General features: G+C 39.7%; 21 protein-coding genes, 1 rRNA gene and 1 pseudogene. 8 read left to right on the top strand and 15 right to left on the bottom strand.

Features of this window, described 5'->3' with window-relative positions; translation table 11 throughout:
• Positions 1-8 precede the first annotated feature (8 nt).
• Complete coding sequence (locus tag EDC51_RS00110) at positions 9-224, top strand: YdcH family protein (protein ID WP_015432242.1); 216 nt, start codon at positions 9-11, stop codon at positions 222-224.
• Between the two features lie 43 nt (positions 225-267).
• Here EDC51_RS00110 and rplI read toward each other — a convergent pair whose 3' ends face one another.
• The 7 genes from rplI to yedE form a co-directional block, all read right to left on the bottom strand.
• Positions 268-717: a 50S ribosomal protein L9 gene (gene rplI, locus EDC51_RS00105; protein WP_131927841.1), complete on the bottom strand. Its 450-nt coding sequence runs from the start codon at positions 715-717 to the stop codon at positions 268-270.
• 15 nt (positions 718-732) lie between these two features.
• Complete coding sequence (gene rpsR, locus EDC51_RS00100; protein ID WP_005598105.1) at positions 733-960, bottom strand: 30S ribosomal protein S18; 228 nt, start codon at positions 958-960, stop codon at positions 733-735.
• 10 nt (positions 961-970) lie between these two features.
• Entirely contained in the window at positions 971-1,309 is a 339-nt protein-coding gene (gene priB / locus EDC51_RS00095) for a primosomal replication protein N (protein ID WP_038443097.1), read from the bottom strand.
• On the bottom strand, positions 1,284-1,661 hold the full coding sequence (gene rpsF, locus EDC51_RS00090) for a 30S ribosomal protein S6 (RefSeq protein ID WP_025267160.1): 378 nt from the start codon (positions 1,659-1,661) through the stop codon (positions 1,284-1,286). Before rpsF ends, priB begins: the two co-directional genes overlap by 26 nt.
• 187 nt (positions 1,662-1,848) lie before the next feature.
• Entirely contained in the window at positions 1,849-3,105 is a 1,257-nt protein-coding gene (locus tag EDC51_RS00085) for an NRAMP family divalent metal transporter (protein WP_015432237.1), read from the bottom strand.
• 281 nt (positions 3,106-3,386) lie between these two features.
• A complete protein-coding gene (gene yedF / locus EDC51_RS00080; protein ID WP_131927840.1) occupies positions 3,387-3,656 on the bottom strand; it encodes a sulfurtransferase-like selenium metabolism protein YedF in 270 nt (89 codons plus the stop codon).
• A gap of 30 nt (positions 3,657-3,686) precedes the next feature.
• Positions 3,687-4,904: a selenium metabolism membrane protein YedE/FdhT gene (yedE, locus tag EDC51_RS00075; RefSeq protein ID WP_131927839.1), complete on the bottom strand. Its 1,218-nt coding sequence runs from the start codon at positions 4,902-4,904 to the stop codon at positions 3,687-3,689.
• A gap of 431 nt (positions 4,905-5,335) precedes the next feature.
• Between yedE and EDC51_RS00070 the strand changes: the two genes are divergently transcribed.
• The 5 genes from EDC51_RS00070 (at position 5,336) to pfkA (ending at position 9,402) form a co-directional block, all read left to right on the top strand.
• The gene (locus EDC51_RS00070) at positions 5,336-5,686 is read left to right on the top strand and encodes a DsrE/DsrF/TusD sulfur relay family protein (RefSeq protein WP_015432227.1); all 351 of its coding nucleotides are present in this window, start codon (positions 5,336-5,338) and stop codon (positions 5,684-5,686) included.
• Positions 5,686-6,357 carry a thermonuclease family protein gene (locus EDC51_RS00065; RefSeq protein WP_131927838.1) on the top strand — a complete coding sequence of 224 codons (672 nt, stop codon included), beginning with the start codon at positions 5,686-5,688 and terminating at the stop codon, positions 6,355-6,357. Before EDC51_RS00070 ends, EDC51_RS00065 begins: the two co-directional genes overlap by 1 nt.
• Positions 6,354-7,550, top strand: a complete 1,197-nt coding sequence (locus EDC51_RS00060; protein WP_131927837.1) for an aminotransferase class V-fold PLP-dependent enzyme — start codon at positions 6,354-6,356, stop codon at positions 7,548-7,550. Before EDC51_RS00065 ends, EDC51_RS00060 begins: the two co-directional genes overlap by 4 nt.
• Complete coding sequence (locus tag EDC51_RS00055; protein WP_131927836.1) at positions 7,538-8,341, top strand: Rossmann-fold NAD(P)-binding domain-containing protein; 804 nt, start codon at positions 7,538-7,540, stop codon at positions 8,339-8,341. The genes EDC51_RS00060 and EDC51_RS00055 overlap by 13 nt, the downstream gene beginning before the upstream one ends.
• Positions 8,342-8,436: 95 nt before the next feature.
• Positions 8,437-9,402, top strand: coding sequence for a 6-phosphofructokinase (gene pfkA / locus EDC51_RS00050; RefSeq protein ID WP_015432223.1), 966 nt, complete (start codon positions 8,437-8,439; stop codon positions 9,400-9,402).
• Positions 9,403-9,488: 86 nt separating this feature from the next.
• Here the strand turns inward: pfkA and thiI are convergent, their stop codons facing one another.
• From thiI to gpt, 4 genes are all read right to left on the bottom strand, one after another.
• Positions 9,489-10,937, bottom strand: coding sequence for a tRNA uracil 4-sulfurtransferase ThiI (thiI, locus tag EDC51_RS00045; RefSeq protein WP_131927835.1), 1,449 nt, complete (start codon positions 10,935-10,937; stop codon positions 9,489-9,491).
• Positions 10,938-11,030: 93 nt separating this feature from the next.
• Positions 11,031-12,428: a toxin/drug exporter TdeA gene (gene tdeA / locus EDC51_RS00040; RefSeq protein ID WP_131927834.1), complete on the bottom strand. Its 1,398-nt coding sequence runs from the start codon at positions 12,426-12,428 to the stop codon at positions 11,031-11,033.
• A gap of 117 nt (positions 12,429-12,545) precedes the next feature.
• Entirely contained in the window at positions 12,546-13,169 is a 624-nt protein-coding gene (gmk, locus tag EDC51_RS00035; RefSeq protein ID WP_015432220.1) for a guanylate kinase, read from the bottom strand.
• A 103-nt stretch (positions 13,170-13,272) separates the two neighbouring features.
• Entirely contained in the window at positions 13,273-13,752 is a 480-nt protein-coding gene (gene gpt / locus EDC51_RS00030) for a xanthine phosphoribosyltransferase (RefSeq protein ID WP_015432219.1), read from the bottom strand.
• Between the two features lie 167 nt (positions 13,753-13,919).
• Here gpt and EDC51_RS00025 point away from each other — a divergent pair, with 167 nt between their 5' ends.
• Positions 13,920-15,374 carry an aminoacyl-histidine dipeptidase gene (locus tag EDC51_RS00025; RefSeq protein ID WP_131927833.1) on the top strand — a complete coding sequence of 485 codons (1,455 nt, stop codon included), beginning with the start codon at positions 13,920-13,922 and terminating at the stop codon, positions 15,372-15,374.
• A gap of 78 nt (positions 15,375-15,452) precedes the next feature.
• Positions 15,453-16,659, top strand: a pseudogene (locus EDC51_RS00020) (IS3 family transposase).
• Positions 16,660-16,706: 47 nt separating this feature from the next.
• On the opposite strand, the gene EDC51_RS00015 reads toward EDC51_RS00020, so the two are convergent.
• The 4 genes from EDC51_RS00015 to rrf all read right to left on the bottom strand — a co-directional run.
• Positions 16,707-16,886 carry a YegP family protein gene (locus EDC51_RS00015; protein ID WP_015432215.1) on the bottom strand — a complete coding sequence of 60 codons (180 nt, stop codon included), beginning with the start codon at positions 16,884-16,886 and terminating at the stop codon, positions 16,707-16,709.
• A 446-nt stretch (positions 16,887-17,332) separates the two neighbouring features.
• Complete coding sequence (locus EDC51_RS00010; protein WP_131927832.1) at positions 17,333-17,737, bottom strand: hypothetical protein; 405 nt, start codon at positions 17,735-17,737, stop codon at positions 17,333-17,335.
• A 35-nt stretch (positions 17,738-17,772) separates the two neighbouring features.
• A complete protein-coding gene (locus EDC51_RS00005; RefSeq protein ID WP_131927831.1) occupies positions 17,773-18,177 on the bottom strand; it encodes a hypothetical protein in 405 nt (134 codons plus the stop codon).
• Positions 18,178-18,611: 434 nt separating this feature from the next.
• Positions 18,612-18,705 (bottom strand): 5S ribosomal RNA (gene rrf, locus EDC51_RS11060); the annotation flags it as partial.

The following is an 18,705-nucleotide window of genomic DNA, read 5'->3' as shown; positions in this document are numbered from 1 at the left end:
GAGTAACTATGTTTCCTGAATATCGTGATTTAATCACACAATTAAAAACTAAAGACGCTCATTTCGCCAAACTGTTTGATAAACACAACGAACTCGATCAACAGATTAAGAATATGGAAGCACAGATTGAACTTGCAACAGCAGCTGAGATTGAGGTTCTCAAGAAAGAGAAGTTGCAATTAAAAGATGAACTGTATGCTATTTTGAAGAAAAAATCTGACTAGCTGACAAACAAAAAACCCGACATAACGTCGGGTTTTCTATGAATTATTCAGCAGTAACGTTGATTGTTACAACTGCATTCACTTCTGGGTGTAAGTGTAATTTCACTTCGTGTTCACCGATAGTACGTAACGCACCTTCGCCTAAACGAACTTCAGATTTAACCACTTCAACACCTGCTGCTGATACTGCATCTGCAATATCGCGAGCGCCAACAGAACCGAATAAACGACCGTCATCACCTGCTTTTGAAGTGATAACAACTGCTGCAAGATTAGCAATTGCTGCTGCACGAGTTTGCGCTGCTGCAAGAGCTTCTGCTGCTTTCGCTTCTAATTCCGCACGACGAGCTTCAAAGTGAGCAATGTTTGCCGCAGTTGCCATCACTGCTTTACCTTGTGGGATTAAGAAGTTACGAGCAAAACCTGCTTTAACAGTTACTTGATCGCCCACAGTACCTAAGTGAGCTACTTTATCTAATAAAATTACTTGCATTGTACTCTCTCCTGATTATTGGTGGTTATCAGTGTATGGAAGTAACGCAAGGTAGCGTGCACGTTTGATTGCACGAGCTAATTGACGTTGATACTTCGCACGAGTACCAGTGATACGGCTTGGAACAATTTTGCCGCTCTCAGAAATGTAGTTCTTTAATGTCGCGATGTCTTTGTAATCGATTTCAACAACATTTTCCGCTGTGAAACGGCAGAACTTACGACGACGGAAATAACGTGCCATTTGGCTTCTCCTAATCTATAAATTCAATCTGTTCGGTGTGTAACACTAATTGGTTTAAACCATTAAAATCTTTGTGAGTGTGGATAAATCCTTTCACTCGTACTTTCACACCGACTGTTAATTGTTGGGTTATACCACTAAATTGATTGCCTGCCAAAACCACTTGGATTTTGCACCACGCTTGGCGTTCTAAATTCACTTCTTGCTGTTTAGAACGATGTTCTAAATAAAAAGAATAAGTGGGAATGCCAATCGGGCTTCGGCTCTGTTTAATACTTGTAGCAACTGTGCCACTTAGGATTAAACAGTTATCAATCGGCGAATTATTCGCCTGCTTCTTCTGTTGCAACTTCTGCAACCACTTCTGCTGCTTTACGCTCTTCTTTAGCTTTTGCCATTGGAGATGCTTCGGTTACTGCAGCTTTAGTGTGAACGATTAAGTTACGAAGAACCGCATCGTTATAACGGAAGTTAGTTTCTAACTCATCGATTACGCTTTGTGGCGCTTCTACATTCATTAACACATAGTGTGCTTTGTGAAGTTTGTTGATTGGGTATGCTAATTGACGACGACCCCAATCTTCTAAACGGTGTACCTGACCGCCTGCTTCTTTAACCGCAGCAGTATAACGTTCGATCATACCTGGTACTTGTTCGCTTTGGTCCGGGTGAACCATAAAAACGATTTCGTAGTGACGCATTATTGATCCTTACGGGTTAATAGCCCCCAACATGCCAGTCACCAGCTTTGGAAGCAAGGATTAAAAGGAAAAATGTGACTGAAGGCACGCATTATACGCAGCCAAAAACTTTTTGCAATCAAAAAATAAACAAGCGGGTAATTTTGCAAAATTTTTTACAAAACTAACCGCTTGCTAGAAGTATTTATTAGCTAAGCAAACCTAACTGCCACAAGATAAATAACAGGGTGAAGCCTGTGAGATAAATCAAACCTATAATCGCTAACCAGAATAGCCCACCTTGTACTTTATGCTCGCCTTTTAAAACCAACGATAAGTTCAACCATGCAAAAATTGGTGTGGAAACAAATGAAGCAATCATGGCAAATTTAAGCATTGCAGCAACATCACTCATAAAAAAAGCAATCACAATTAAGCCTGAGGCCGCTGCAAAAGTGTACCAAATGTTTAATTGACGAACAGGTGTTTCTGCTTTATTGCTTAATAAACGTAATGCCTCTGCATTAGCACGAGAATAGCCATCGATGACAGTAATTGTTGTACCAAACATACACATAAAGGCAATTAATGCAATCAATAAACGAGACCAATCCCCAATTGCATAAGCATACATATTAATAAGTTGAGCGATATATTTTACACCCGCTTGCTCCACCTGCTCGCCTGTGCCATATTGAATCAATGCACCTAACGCTAAGAACACCAATGCTAATAATGCTGTGCCAATAAAACCTACATTAAAATCAAATAAGCCATCTTGATAGCTCACTTTTTGAATACGACGTTTCGCGACAGACCACATCGAAGTAATTGCGGAAATCTCAATTGGCGCAGGCATCCACCCCATTAGCGCAACAATAAAACCTAGCGAAGCTAAATTCCACGGCGATGGATCAATAAAATCAGGCGCCCGAACTGAACCTTTAAAGGCCGCAATGATCACGGCTGTTACGGTAGAAATGGTCAATGCGATCATGATCCATTTTGAAAGGCGATCTAAAAAACGGTATTGCCCAAGCAAAATCATTCCCCAAGTAAGCGCGATAATCACCGTGCTTGCCACAGGAATACTCAAACCGAGATCAGGCATCAAGAAACTTAAAATCGCGGCAGTAACAATTCCTACTCCTGCGGTATTGACAACTGTTGCAAATACATTGAGGAAAAAGAAAACCAGTAAATAAAATGTCCCTTTTTCTTTATAACCTTCTAATAATGTTTTATTGGTGGCGAGAGTATACTGCACACCAAAACGGAAAAATGGATATTTGAAAAGATTGGCTAGAATAATGATGATAGCCAACTGCCACCCATAAATTGCACCAGATTGGGTTGAAGCAATAATGTGTGATCCTCCAACTGCGGCAGATGCCATTAAAATCCCTGGCCCCACCGCGGCAAATTTGCTTGCCCATGAAGAAGCTGATTCTACTTGTTGTGTCATATCTGTTCCTGTTTATTTGTTAAAAATCTGTATAAGTTTACTCATAAATAGAAAATAATCTCAACCCCAAGATAAAAATAAAATAAAGAAAAACACTAAAAACAGCCTATATTTTCACCTTGAGAAAAAATAAAATTTCAATAAAAACACATAATAAAGGATTTAAAACCAAACAAATGACAATTGTCATTTTAAAGTAGGGAGAAAGGAGAAAAAAATGGTAGATTGATTTTTTGTAAACAACAGGCGATAAAATAATCTTATCGCCTGCAATTAAGCGCTTATTTTTGAATCAAATAACGCAAAGTTGCGCCATCTTGCTCAATACTTAACATGGTATAGCCGTGATTTTTGGCATCAACGGGAATGTTATTGATAGATTGTGCGCAGTCACTTAACACCTCTAAAATTTCCCCTTCTTTTAAAGTAGGCATAATTTCAAGGGTTGCAATCGCTGGATAGGGGCAAGGTTCACCTAGCATATCTAGCGTATAATCTGGGGTGATTTCAGAAGGGTGTTTATCAAGTTGTTGAACAACAGTCATAGCCATAATGTTTTCCTTTTGTATGTAATGTTAGTATTAGCAACCGCAAGATGGTGTATTGCGAGTTTGTTTTGCTTTGGCAATAAAGCGTTTTTCCCACCAAACGATGAAAATTAAGCAAGCAATCATTAAGCCATAGTTAATCAATAGCCCACCAATATCACCAAAGGATTTGAGTAAATTGATTTTGTCATAATCTAAGGCAAGCGCAGGAGCAATATCGTCCCACCAAGCGGCTAAAATTGTTGAGCCAATCACATTGCCTAATCCCACCCACCAAAAATGGACTTGCCCTTCCATTGCTCGGTACATCCAGCCAGTTTCACAGCCGCCTGCTAACACAATTCCAAAACCAAAAAGCAAACCGCCTAAAATAGCATTCGGGCCAGCCCACATAATTTTCGGGTTCGCACCCATTTGAATGTAGCTAAATACGCAGATTGTGCCGATAAGCATACCGTAGATAATCGCTTTGCCCATATAAGCACGTCCAGTTGCCCAGAGATCACGAAATGCGGAAGTAAAACAAATTTGTGCACGTTCAATTAACAAGCCAAAGCCCAAGCCAAATAACATGGCAAAACCCAGCTTGATACTCACCGCTTGCATCACATAAATTGAAGCAACTGCCCAAAGCACAAAAATTAACATACCAAACCAAAAACGGCGTTGAGCTTGCTTAGAATCGGTTTTTTCCACTTTCCCTGCCCCTTTTTTTAATTTAAGCGGTGGACGGAAAATAGGAAGTAACGTAACTTTTACGCCGATATAAGAGCCAATTGCAGTGGTAACGGTAAAAAACCAAGCGTGCATTGAGAATTGAGGAATGCCGGTGAATAGCGAAGCAAGATTACAGCCCATTGCGAGTCTTGCACCAAAGCCAGCAAGAATACCGCCAATCACCGCTTGCACAATGCGGATTTTATTTTGGGGCAGACGAATTTTCATATTGTTTGCCCAAAGTGCCGCTGCGATACAACCAGCAAACATTCCTAAAATCATAAGCCCATCAATACGGGTAAAAATGTTTCCTTCTAAGCCGATAATTTTAAAATATCCCCAATCAGAAATATCTACGCCAATGGCTTGCAAAAAATGCCCGCCCCAACGCGTAAATTCCCCCGTTACCGCCCAATATGTGCCAGTTAATCCAAAATAATATGCTGATAGAATCCCCGCGGCTATTACAGCAGCAGTTGGATTCCAGAATTTGATAAGATAGTCTTGTTTAAATTGAAGCCAAATCTCTTTCATAAAAATGCCCTATAAACCTTATAAAGGAGGATGAAAAGAAATTTGCAAGAGAGGTATAACAATGAAAATTAGAAATTTGTTCATTTCCTATACACAAAACTTGCGATATAACGAAATGCAAAAATGCAGATAAATTGTACGCGGGAAAATTAGAATTGTAAAATTTTCGTAAAATACAGGCGCTTGATTATGCTAAAATACCGCCATTTTTAGGCTATGTAATAAGGATTAGTAAGCAAGAGATAAAATGAGACATCATATGTTTTTTGATTCATTTCTCTAAAAATCTCTTTCCCCCCTTTTTAGAGAGATATGGGATCAAGCAATACCTTGCCTAGCAAATTGATTCTAAAGTAAAGACTTTTAGAAAAACACAACCGTATTGAAACCATCTCTAATAGGATATCATTTTCTAATACTAGGAATATTGTATGCAAAAATTACTCTTTATCATCCATTCAGCCCCATACGGCAACGAATCTTTCTTTAGTGGCTTACGTTTAGCCTTGCAAATTCAGGAAACCAAACAAGCTGAAATCAAAATTTTCTTAATGTCTGATGCAGTCAGCGGCGGACTGGCAAAACAAAATCCTGCGGAGGGTTATCATCTACAGCAAATGTTAGAAATTCTTACCGCTCAAGGAGCAGGTATTAAACTGTGTAAAACCTGTACCAACGCACGCGGTATAACGGAATTACCCCTTGCAGAAGGCGTGGAAATCGGTACGTTAGTCGAGCTTGCTGATTGGACACTTTGGGCAGATAAGGTGCTAAATTTCTAATGCTGCGTTTCCTTATTATTTTGCACATTTTGCTCGCTTTTCTACCGCTTGCCCAAGCGGATGAACGCCAACTTCAATGCCGAGTCGTTGCTATCGCTGATGGCGATACGCTTACTTGTTTACATGAGCGTAATCAATTAAAAATACGCCTACAATATATTGATGCACCTGAAAGTGGGCAAGCCTATGGTCAAAAATCCAAACAGGCACTTGCCAGCATGGTGTTTAAAAAGCAAGTTCGTTTGCAAATTTCAGGCTATGATCGCTATAACCGTTTACTTGCAGTGGTATGGGACGGCAAGCGAAATATCAACCTTGCACTTGTCGAACAAGGAATGGCGTGGGCATATCGCCAGACCAGAGACGAATACCGTTATGCCCAACAGACTGCACAGCAAAAACGTTTAGGGCTTTGGCAAGATAAACATCCGATCGAGCCTATCGAATGGCGGGCTAACCAGAAATCAAGCGGTCAAATTTTGCCGAACAATCGCCAAACTGCACCGATTGTCATCAATAACGTAAATTGTCATGTAAAAAAAAGCTGCTCACAGTTTAATGATTACACCACCGCACTTCTCCATTTTCGGCAATGTGGCTGGCAAGAGCTCGATGGTAATAACGATGGTATTCCGTGTAATAAACTCTATCGTAAGGCACAACAACGATGATCCAACAATTTCGCCAACATTTTCCCTTTTTTACAGAACACCAAGAGTGGACTTATCTTGATTCTGCGGCAACTACGCTCAAGCCACAAGTATTGATTGATAGCACTGGCGAGTTTTATCGTTCAGCAGGCTCGGTGCATCGTAGCCAGTACGATTTGCCACAAACACAGGCTTTTGAGCAAGCTCGCCAATTAGTCGCTGCACGCTTTCAGCTTGCTGATCCTCGTTGCGTGATTTGGACAAGTGGCACAACCCATTCGCTAAATTTAGTGGCACAAGGTTTGGCATCTCAACTCAATACGAACGATGAAATTATTATTTCTGTTGCCGAACATCACGCCAATTTTATTCCGTGGCAACAGCTTGCCCTGCAAACAGGAGCAAAATTAATTGTGCTGCCGTTAGATGAGCAATATCAGATCGCGCCACAGACACTACGTCAGGCACTTTCTGAGCGTACAAAAATTGTAGCGTTTAATTTGGTTTCAAATGTAACCGGTATTCGCCAGCCTGCCGAAACATTGATCCCAATCATTCGGCAGTATAGTTCAGCCAAAATAGTCTTGGATCTCGCTCAAGCAGTTTGTACGGAACAAGTCGATGTGCAACAGCTTGATGCGGATTTTTACGCTTTCTCAGCACATAAAATCTATGGCCCAACAGGGGTTGGAGTATTGATGGGTAAAAAAGAAAGTTTAAATGAGCTTCGCCCACTCTTTTTCGGTGGAAAAATGTTGCAAGATATCAGTGAAAGCCATTTAAGCCTTGCAGAACTACCCTATCGTTTAGAAGCAGGCACTCCCAACATTGCTGGCATTATTGGCTTTGGCGAGGTATTGAAATGGTTGGAAAACTGGGATTTTAGATCGCTCAATCATAGGCTCTATCAACTTGGCGAACAGCTCTACAAGCGGTTAAATAGCATCGAAAATTTGCAAATTTTAGGGGATAATCCGAAACGCACAACCTTCAGTTTTCAGATTAAAGGGCAACACCATGCCGATATTGCCGCGCTGTTAAATGAACAAAAAGTCGCCATTCGTGTAGGTGAGCATTGTGCAAAGCCCTATTTACGTTATCTCAACAAAAGTGGCACATTACGCGTTTCTTTAGCTCACTATAATACGGCAGAGGATGTTGAGCATTTGATCACCGCACTAAATACGGCTTTGGCTATCTTATGCGAAGTATAAAAAACGTTTCAATTTGGGGGTTAGGCTGGCTTGGCTTACCCCTTGCTGAACATCTACAACAACAGGGCTGGCAAGTTAAAGGCACAAAACGCAAAGTTGAACATTGCTCGATTGAAAATTATTCTTTCGATCTTAACCAATTTGCTATCAGTGATGAACTCTATGCGGTATTGCAAAGTGAAGCGATGATTATCACTTTACCGCCGAATACCACCACGCCCGAAAAATATCGAGAAGGTATTCAACGTTTAGTGAGAAAAGCACAACAGCACGGGCTAGCGCATTTAATTTTTATTAGTTCTACTTCTGTGTTACCGATGCAAACAGGGCAATTTGATGAAAATACGCCAATAGCACCTTCATTATTAGCTGATTTAGAACAGTGGCTACTTTCACAACCGATACATTGTGATATTTTACGTTTGGCTGGATTAGTCGGAAAACAACGCCACCCTGTTTACTATTTGGCAGGCAAACAGCAGTTGAGCGGGGCAAATCAGCCGGTGAATTTAGTGCATTTAGAGGATGCCATTCAAGCGATTACCCTATTACTAGAAAAGCCGAACGGGGCGAGAATTTTTCATCTTTGTGCGCCAGAGCATCCAACCCGACAAGCGTATTACTGCGATATGGCTCAGCAACTTCAGCTACCTACTTTGCATTTTTTACCAGAAAAAGACCCGCTTGAGCGCATTATCCTTGCAGATAAAATTTGTTATACGCTTGGTTTTCAGTATCGCTACCGCTCGCCTTATGATTTCAAACATGAAAACAGATCAAAAAAAGCGTGATTTACCACATTTTTTGCTAGAACAAAAAACACTTATGCGTTAATCTTCGCACCGTTTTCGATTTATTTTAAACTTTAAAATTAATAGGTAAATTTATGATTAAAAAAATTGCTGTGCTAACCAGTGGTGGTGATGCGCCAGGTATGAATGCCGCGATCCGCGGTGTGGTTCGTGCTGCATTAAGCGAAGGCTTAGATGTATGTGGTGTACAAGATGGCTATTTTGGCTTATTTCACAATAAAATTATCCCTCTTGAACGCCGTTCTGTATCAGAAATTATCAACCGCGGAGGAACATTCTTGGGCTCCGCGCGTTTCCCACAGTTCCGCGATCCAGAAGTACGCAAACAGTGTGTAGCAAATTTGAAATCACATGGCATTGATGCTTTAGTCGTTATCGGTGGTGATGGTTCTTATATGGGAGCGAAATTACTCACTGAAGAACATGGTATTGCCTGTATCGGTTTACCAGGAACAATTGATAACGATGTAGCAGGTACCGATTACACCATTGGTTACCAAACTGCACTAGAGACTGCGCTAGATGCCATTGACCGTTTACGTGATACTTCAACTTCACACCAACGCATTTCAATTGTAGAAATTATGGGGCGTCACTGTGGCGATCTCACTATTAGCGCGGCATTAGCTGGTGGCTGTGAATACATCATTGTGCCTGAAAATGGCTTAGATAAAGAATCACTCATGCGCCATATTGATGAAGGATTCCAAAAAGGCAAACGCCATGCCATTATTGCGATCACAGAATTAATGACCGATGTACACGCACTGGCAAAAGAAATTGAAGCACGTTTTGGACACGAGACCCGTGCAACAGTGTTAGGACATATCCAACGTGGCGGAGCACCTTGTGCATTTGACCGCATTTTAGCTTCTCGCATGGGGGTTTACGCTGTAGAACTCTTAATGCAAGGACATAAAGGTCGCTGTGTGGGGATCCAAAAAGAACAATTGGTTCATCACGATATTATTGATGCAATTAATAATATGCGCCGTCCTTTCAAAAAAGAAATTTTCGAAACCGCAAGAAAATTATTCTAATCAAGCTAACAAAAAATGCAGACTTATGTCTGCATTTTTTTATCTGTTCAAACTAGCATTCCATTGCTAAAACATATTGCTCTCAATTATTGACGAAACACCTTCACATTCGCAAAACCTTGCTCTTTTAAATACAAGGCTTGTAATTTACTCATTACCCCTCGTTGGCAATAAAGCAAATAATTTTTGCTTTGATCTAACGAACCGAAATTATTTGAGAGTTTGTAGAACGGCATTATTTGCACATTCACACCGTTTAATTCAAATGGATTTTCATCGGTCTCTTCGGGGCTACGAATATCCAAAATCACATCGTTTTCGCCAATTTCTGAGGTGGTATCTACTGAAATGACTTCTTGCTCGGTTTGTTGAGCAATATCACGAATATCAAGATATTGGGCATTTTGTACCGCTTGATCCAAAATCGTAAAATCAAAATGACTTTCTTCTTGCAAAATTTTGCTTTCTACCGCTTTTACCGTTGGATTTTTAGAAATCACGCCACAAAATTCTGGCATAGATTTGGCAATATCGTCCGTCCCAATTTCTTTGGCAATGTTGATAATTTGCTCTTTATCGTGGGTAATTAATGGACGCAACACTAAGGCATCCGCTGCTTTATCAATTAAGCGTAAATTCGTAAGCGTTTGGCTGGAAACTTGTCCGAGTGCTTCACCTGTTACAATCGCTTGAATATCAAAACGTTCGGCAACTTTGCTGGCAGCACGCACCATCATTCGTTTTAGCACTACGCCCATTTGCCCGTTATCCACTTTCTCTAAAATTTCTCCGACCACGCCTTCAAAATTGATCGCCACAAAACGGACTTTGTGTGATGAGCTATAACGCTGCCAGATATGATATGCCATCTGTTTCACACCAATTTCGTGTGCTGCACCGCCTAAATTAAAGAAACAGTAGTGGGTGCGAGAACCACGACGAATCAGCATATAACTTGATACGCCTGAATCAAAACCGCCAGAAATCAGTGAAAGCACATCTTCTTGTGTGCCGATTGGATAACCGCCTAGCCCTTCGTGGCGAGCTTTAATCAGCAACATTTTGTCATGATCAATTTCAATCCGAACGGTTACATCAGGATTTTTCAAACGAACGCTGGCACTTTCCACTCGTTGATTTAAACCACCGCCTACATAGCGTTCAATATCAAGGGAGCGAAACTCATGTTTCCCCTTACGTTTAGCACGCACGCTAAATGTTTTGCCTGCAATCTCATCTTTCACTGCTGCATAAGTTTGCTCAAAAATATCATGCAAATCCGTAAATGGCGTTTCTTCCACTTCTAAAATATGGTGAATACCCGGTGTACGTTTCAGCAGATCCAACACAAGCGGTGCTTCGTCAGGATTTTTTGCACGCACTTCAATGCAATCCCAAAAACGAACGACTGAAATCTCTTCAGTTTCACGCAGCAACACATTGCGGATATTCGAGGTAAGAATTTTAATAAAGCGTTTCTTCACCGAATCGCTTTTAATCATAATTTCAGGGAAAAGTTTAATGATAAATTTCATAATAAAAATCAAAAAATAAAAATAACAAGCGGTGCGATTTTACCAAATTTTTGCAAAAAATCGGGAAAATCGCACCGCTTGATTTAACAGAAATTAACGGCGGTATTTACCTGCCATCGCTTGATATACTGCATTTTCATTTCTTAGAATACTGTATTTCGCATCTAATAATGAAAGCAGTGAAGAGCGTTCAGTATTAATCGCATTTACCCATTCACGGAATTCTGATACACCTTGGTCATAACGGTTTTTATAGTAGCCAGTGATTTTCTTGTCATACTCATATTTTTTCTGCAAGTTACTATAACCGTGACGAGATTGTTGGTAAGCGTAATAGTAGTTGTCTATCTCATTTAGGGCTGATGTGATAGTTTGCTCATAGTTAAGTTTCACAAGCTTATAGCTTTCTTCCGAAAGATGAATATTATTTTGCACACGGTTCCAATCTAAAAACGGTAGGCTAAATGAAATGCTTCCTCCCGCTAATGGATTTTCACCGATGTTGCCAATATTACGCGCTGCACTAGTTAAACTACCACCAAGGGTAATCGTTGGAAACCAGCTATTTTCCATGGCTCTTAAGCTTTTAAACGAACCTTGCAATCGTTGCAATGCAGCAATAACATCGGGACGATTCGCGATCGCAGAGACTGGCACATTTGTATTTACCCCCTGTAATTTCACGCCTAGGATACTTGGGTAGCGCACATTCAGTGGTTCATTGGGTTTTACATTCAACAAATTCCGTAACGTTTGTTCGGTCGCCTTTTGTGCTGTCTGTAAGCTAATAAGCGTGCTTCTTGCACCTAGAGTAGCTTGAGTAGCTTGATCAACACTTAAACTATCAATTGCGCCAGCATTCAATTTATTATTCATAATTTTGCTGATCTGCTCGTAGTTTTTGATCGTCTGCTGAGTCACATTGATGGCATCTTTATAGTACGCCAAATTATAGTAGCTACTGATTACACCATTGATTATAGATAAGCGTGCAGCCTGCAAGTCTTCCTGAGTCGCTTTATGCTCCCATTCAGCTGCACTCGCCGCATCTTTTAAACGCCCCCAGAGATCAATAGTATAACTTAAATTAAATCCAAGATTATTACCGATGTTTGACGCGCCTGTTGAATTAACATTATGGCTTGCTGAACCAACACCTTTAGAAACCGAAGAAGATGCAGAACCACTAAAAGTTGGAACTAAATCTGCACCAACTAAATTGGCATTATAGTAAGCTCGGTTTACTGCGATTGCAGCTTTAGCCAAATCAATATTATTGGCTAATGCGCGTTCAATTAAACGATTAAGTTGCTGATCGTTATAGCCTAGCCACCACTGCTCTGTAACATGATATTGTCGTGTAATATCTTCATACTGCTGATAAGTTGCCTGCGCATGTTCAAGAGTTCCATCTTGTGTCATTTTTCCAGAACTACAAGCGGCAAGCGCAACAGCTAAAGCAATAGCAGAAAGCGATTTAGATAATTGCATTTTAAAATATCCTTATAAAAAACGATGGCGCGTATTTTAGCCAAATACGCTCCGTTAGACTAGCGAAAAATGAACGAACGTTCATTTTGCAAAAAATTGCCAACTTACGACCGCTTGTTAATCTGCTAATAATTGCTCAATCAACACCTTATGGCGTATAGCCTGACTAGTTTGCTTTAACCGTTCCGCAGCTAAAATACATTTCAATTCGCTTAATGCGCTTTTAAAATTATCATTAATAATCACATAATCAAATTCATTATAGTGACTCATTTCTGATACTGCTTTTTCCATTCTAGCTGCGATGATTTCTATAGAATCCTGTCCGCGCCCGATAAGCCGCTTTTCTAATTCTGCTCGGCTTGGCGGTAAAATAAAAATGGTTTTTACATTGGGCAACTTTTCGCGAATTTGGCGCGCACCTTGCCAATCAATATCAAGAAAAACATCAATCCCTTGTTCCAAACTACGCTCAATCATCGGGAGTGAGGTACCGTAATAATTACCAAATACTTCCGCCCATTCTAAAAAATGCCCTTTTTCAATTAACGCTTTAAATTCTGCGTGATCGGTAAAGTAATAATGTACGCCATTCTCTTCACCAGGACGAGGATTGCGCGTGGTATGTGAAATAGAAAGTTGTACTTCACTACGCGGTAAATCCGCAAGCAATGCATTGATTAAAGAAGATTTTCCGGCACCACTTGGTGCAGAAATAATATAAAGATTACCTAAATTCATAATAACAATATCGTAGGAACGTATATTATACGTCCGTTTACACATAGGGCGTATGGCATACGCCCCTACAATGAAGAAAGGACACCATTGTGTCCTTCAAAAATTACTGTTTCGCTAATGGTGGCACAAAAGTGATGCCTAAATCCCAAGGCTGTTCAATCCACGTTTCTTGTGGAATATCCACGACATAATCATCAACCAAGTCAGCACCTAATGGCTTAGCAAATACAGTAACAAATTTTGCATTTGGGTACATTTCACGAATTGCACGAGCCGTATTCCCTGTATCCACTAAATCATCCACGACAATAAAGCCTTCACCGCCATTAGCTGGCTGACTAGCGTGTAACACATTCAGCTCACCTTGATTATCGTGATCGTAACTAGCAATACAAACTGTTTCTACATGGCGAATGCTTAATTCACGAGCCAATACTGCAGCAGGGAATAAACCACCACGGCTAACTGCAATAATGCCTTTCCATTGTGTTGCTGGTAACAAACGCTCCGCTAATTTACGGGCATGCATATGGAACATATCCCACGTTACCACATATTTTTCATTTGTATATTTTTCGCTCATAACATTCACCTAAAAGAGTAATAAAATTGCTGAATAAAAAAATTGCCGAATGATAACCTAAAAATGGCTTTCGTGCTATGATTTACCCCTTAATTTTTCATACAAGCGGTCGATTTTGCAGATTTTTCTGCCAATTTAACCGCTCGCTACTCATAAGGAAAAAAACAATGTCAGAAATTCAAACACTACAACCTCACCTGCTTTGGAAATGGTTTGATCAAATTTGCGCGATCCCTCACCCCTCTTACCATGAACAGCAATTGGCTGAATTTATTCTTGATTGGGCAAAAGGCAAAGGTCTTTTTGCTGAAAGAGATAACGCCGGTAATATTTTAATTCGCAAACCGGCAACAAAAGGCATGGAAAATCGCAAAACTGTTGCACTGCAAGCTCATTTAGATATGGTACCACAAGCCAATGAGGGCACAATTCACGATTTCACCAAAGATCCGATTAAGCCTTATATTGACGGCGAATGGGTGAAAGCAAAAGGCACAACTCTTGGGGCTGATAATGGCATCGGACTAGCATCTTGCCTTGCGGTATTAGATAGTGATGATTTAGCCCATCCAGAAATTGAAGCATTGCTTACTATGACCGAAGAAGCAGGAATGGAAGGCGTTCTTGCCTTGAAACCAAATTGGTTGAAAGCAGAAATGTTGATCAACACCGATACCGAAGATAATGGTGAAATCTATATCGGCTGTGCAGGGGGAGAAGATGCCGATCTACAGCTGCCCGTTCAACTTCAAGCAAACTCTTTTGATCGCACACTACAAATTAATCTCAAAGGTTTAAATGGCGGACATTCTGGCTGTGATATTCATACTAGCCGTGTAAATGCAATCAAACTCTTAGCACGTTTTCTAGCCGCATTAAATGCCGAAGTGCCGTTCCAAATTACTCATATCAGAGGAGGCACAGTTCGCAATGCGATTCCAAGAGAAGCAAGCGTAACGCTAAGTTATTTTGCAGAAAATCAGGCAAAACTCACCGCTTGTATTGAGCGAATTAGCCAAGAATTAAAAACAGAATTGCAATATGCCGAACCAAATATGCAATTTGAACTAAATGAATGCGAAACCCCAACTCAAATTTTTGATCAAGCCACCAGCCAAAATGTGATCCGCTTCTTAAACGTGTTACCAAACGGCATTATTCGTAATAGTGATGTGGTAAAAAATGTAGTAGAAACATCATTGAGCATCGGGATTTTAGAAACAAAAGCCGACTGCGTACAAGCAAATATCTTAATTCGCTCATTAGTGGAAAGTGGCAAAGCAGATGTGCGTGGAAAATTAACCTCACTTGCCGAACTTGTCGGGGCAAAAGCCACATTCTCTGGCAACTATCCTGGTTGGGAACCCGATCCAAACTCAGCCATTACCCCGCTCACGAAAAAAATCTACGATGAAGTACTGGGCTATGAATCTAAAATTAAAGTCATTCACGCAGGGCTAGAATGTGGATTGATTAAAAAAGTTTACCCTGATTTAGATGTGGTTTCTATTGGACCAACTATCAGAAACGCCCACTCGCCAGACGAAAAAGTGCATATTCCAGCTGTGCAAATTTACTGGGAATTGCTAACAAAATTGTTAGAACAAGTACCGAATAAATAATTTAAAAGGCTAGAGGATAATTGATCTGCCCCCCAAAAGTTGGACTAAAAAACCAACAGATTAAGGTGCAGATTTTTTATGACTAAATACAACCAATCTTTCAAACAACAAGTCATCGAGTTTTATCTTCAAAATGGTAAAAATCGGTCACTGGCTCGTCAATATTTTCAGCTTACAGATACGACATTACGACATTGGATTCAGCAATATAATCATAATGGCATCAATGGGTTAGCTGTTTGTCAAACTAAACAGGTTTACTCACCTGAATTCAAATTATCCGTGATACAAGCGGTCAAAAATGGGCAATTTTCTGCAGAATCTGCCTGTCTTTATTTTGGTATCGCCAACTCGGGGAGTATTAGCCAATGGTTGCAAGTCTTTGATAAACAAGGTATAAACGCGCTGTTACCTAAACTCAAAGGGCGTCCGCCAATGAAACCAAAATACCCCAAAATGCCTCCGCCGCCTAAAACCGAAGAAGAACGCTTGCGTTATCGTATTTTAGAGTTAGAAGCGGAGGTTGCTGTCCTAAAAAAGTTGCAGGAACTCAACCAAGCAAAAATGCGGAAAAAGCAGGTCTCGTAAAAGCCTTACGAATGCAATTTCCTTTGGAAATTTTGGCTATCGTCGTATCACTTTTTTATTGAAAAAAATCTGGACAATCAATCACAAAAAAGTCCAAGCGATAATGCAAAAATTGAGATTAAAAGGGAAATGCAAGCGCAGAAAATACCGTTCATATCAAGGCGAAGTCGGCAAAATTACGGCTAATCTCTTAAAACAACATTTCTTTGCGGCTCAGCCAAATGAGAAATAGGTGACAGATGTGACTGAGTTCAAATGTGCAGAAGGTAAGCTCTATTTATCGCCGAGCAAAGATTTATTTAATGGTGAAATTATCGCCTATGATTTAGCAGAAAGCCCTAATTTTGAACAGATTACTCGAATGATAAATCAAGCAATAGCAAGGCTGAACGGCGAAAAACCGATGTTACATTCCGCTCAAGGCTGGCAGTATCAGATGCCGGGTTTTCAAGCAATTTGCAAACAGAATGGCATAATTCAAAGTATGTCAAGAAAGGGAAATTGTTTGGATAATGGGGCAATGGAGAGTTTTTTCGGACGGCTGAAAACGGAATGTTACTTTGACAAGCGGTTTGAAACGCTGGCTGAACTTAAGCAAACTATTCACGATTACATTCACTACTACAATAATGAGCGTATTCAAGTGAAACTAAAAGGACTAAGTCCTGTGGCGTACAGAACTCAGTCCTTGAATTAAATGAGTCTAACTTTTTGGGGGTAGATCAGATAATCTAGCCTTACTTTTTATAGTGATAAATCTTTAACTTCTGTTTCAGTTGTCACTTTCTTCACAGCCTCAATGCCTTTTTGACAAGACTGCTTACTTGAATATCCTTCACCACCAGTTGCGATCACTTGATGATTACCCGCTTTTAAGCGCCAACGAAATTCGCCTCGTACATCTTTGTAAATTTCAAAATACATTTTAGTACCCTCTTGTATAAAGACTAAGCAAAAGTGCTTAGAGCTACTAGCTTATAAACAAGGGAGGAAAAAAGCAAGAGTTGCGTAATCTTTATTTGTAACCCTTTTAAATTCCTGAATGCTCCTTTTTCCTAGCAAAGTAAAGCTTTTGCTGTTCAGAAAGATAAATTACAAAAGTTAAAATTTGGCTTCTACAAAATTATCTTTTTAACTGTTTGACATATGTTTCAATTAAATCGCCTGTTTTCACTTGCAGCATAGATGCACAACGGGATTTTACCTGCTTAATTACAGCATTAACTTGATCTAGATTTCGTTTGCCATATTGTTTAACTAAATTTTCCTGTAATTGTTCATAGTTTATATAGGGACATTCTGCGGCATCCTCCAAACTAACATCTGCTACTCGATATATAGGAAATGAATATATAAACCCATTTCCAAATTCAGCAATCTAAAATTGCTTCCATTGAATTAAAAGCAAATTGATTCCCATAAAAATAATTCTTTTGTAATATGATAGCAAAATCAGAAATAGGCAGCTTTACAATATCTTCATAACTAGAAATAGGATTTTTAGCCGCACAATATTCCTCTTCTTTCTTTTGGAACATTTCTCTTATTCGCTCAGCCTCTTGGCGATATGCGATAACTTCGGGTTTATTGCTACTCCCCTTACGGGAAGAAGGCTCGGGAAATGGGTTAAGGGTTTTCCTATACTCTGCTAAAATAGCCATTGCTTCTGAAGCCTGCAAACTATTCTCTCTACCACAGCCCAAAAACTTCATCAACTCAGGTGGATAAGGTGTATCTACATTAGCAAATACAGCAGGATTTAAAAAAAAGAACATTGAAAAGAAAAAATTAATTTCTTCATAATAAGCTCCTAAATAAAATTACGTTTTAGATAATCAACAAGGCATTTAGCCTCACATTTATTCAATTCATCATAATAATCTTTAAGATATTCTGATAACTCTGATTTTTTAATCCAAATAGGTGCTATTTTATATTGCTGCGCAAATTCTTTAACCACATCAACCGTTTTATCCCTTACATGAGATGGCGTAACAATAAGATCACATTTCGCTTTTCTAAATGCCTCTAAATTATTGCTTACTGTTTGTTCATCATCACCATCTAAAGCAATTCCTATCTGAACGCCATTAACAGAAATAACAACAGAACGACATTCGTCCAAAATAAGTTCAGGCTGAAGAAAATGAATAACATTTTCTAACATCGTAGTTTTACCACGATTTGCAGCAGCATAAATAACAACAAGCTCCATAACTCTCATTCTCCTATATTTCTGTTATATTTTGATAGGCATTGATTTATTCTAGTTGTGTAGCAAGTAGAATAATAGGATTATCCTATTTGCTGATTATTATTTATTCACTTGCATAAAAACCAACTTTTGCAAATTTCAGGCATAAAAAAACTGCTTGTATTCTCTTCTTGAATACAAACTGTAGGCTAAGATTTTGCGGACGCATCGCATCCCTACACTTGGAATTTTTACACTCCGGCTAGAATTGCTCATTTGTAGGGGAATACATCGTACGCCCAAATGGAACATTATTAAACAAGCGGTTTGTTTCTTCTAAAAATCTGCAAAGGTGTAGCGAATACGTAGCAGATACAATAAAACATTTCGGATAAACTCAAAACATCCATAAGCAAAAACCCCAAGCCTTGCGACTTGGGGTTCCTTAAATTAAACCCTGATGTTGCCCTACTCTCACATGGGGAAACCCCACACTACCATCGGCGTTACTGCGTTTCACTTCTGAGTTCGGTATGGAGTCAGGTGGGA

The sequence above is a fragment of the Bibersteinia trehalosi genome (genome assembly GCF_004346205.1).
GTDB lineage: Bacteria > Pseudomonadota > Gammaproteobacteria > Enterobacterales > Pasteurellaceae > Bibersteinia > Bibersteinia trehalosi.
Note: the sequence above shows the minus strand (reverse complement) of the source record. Positions and strands in the feature narration are given on the sequence as shown.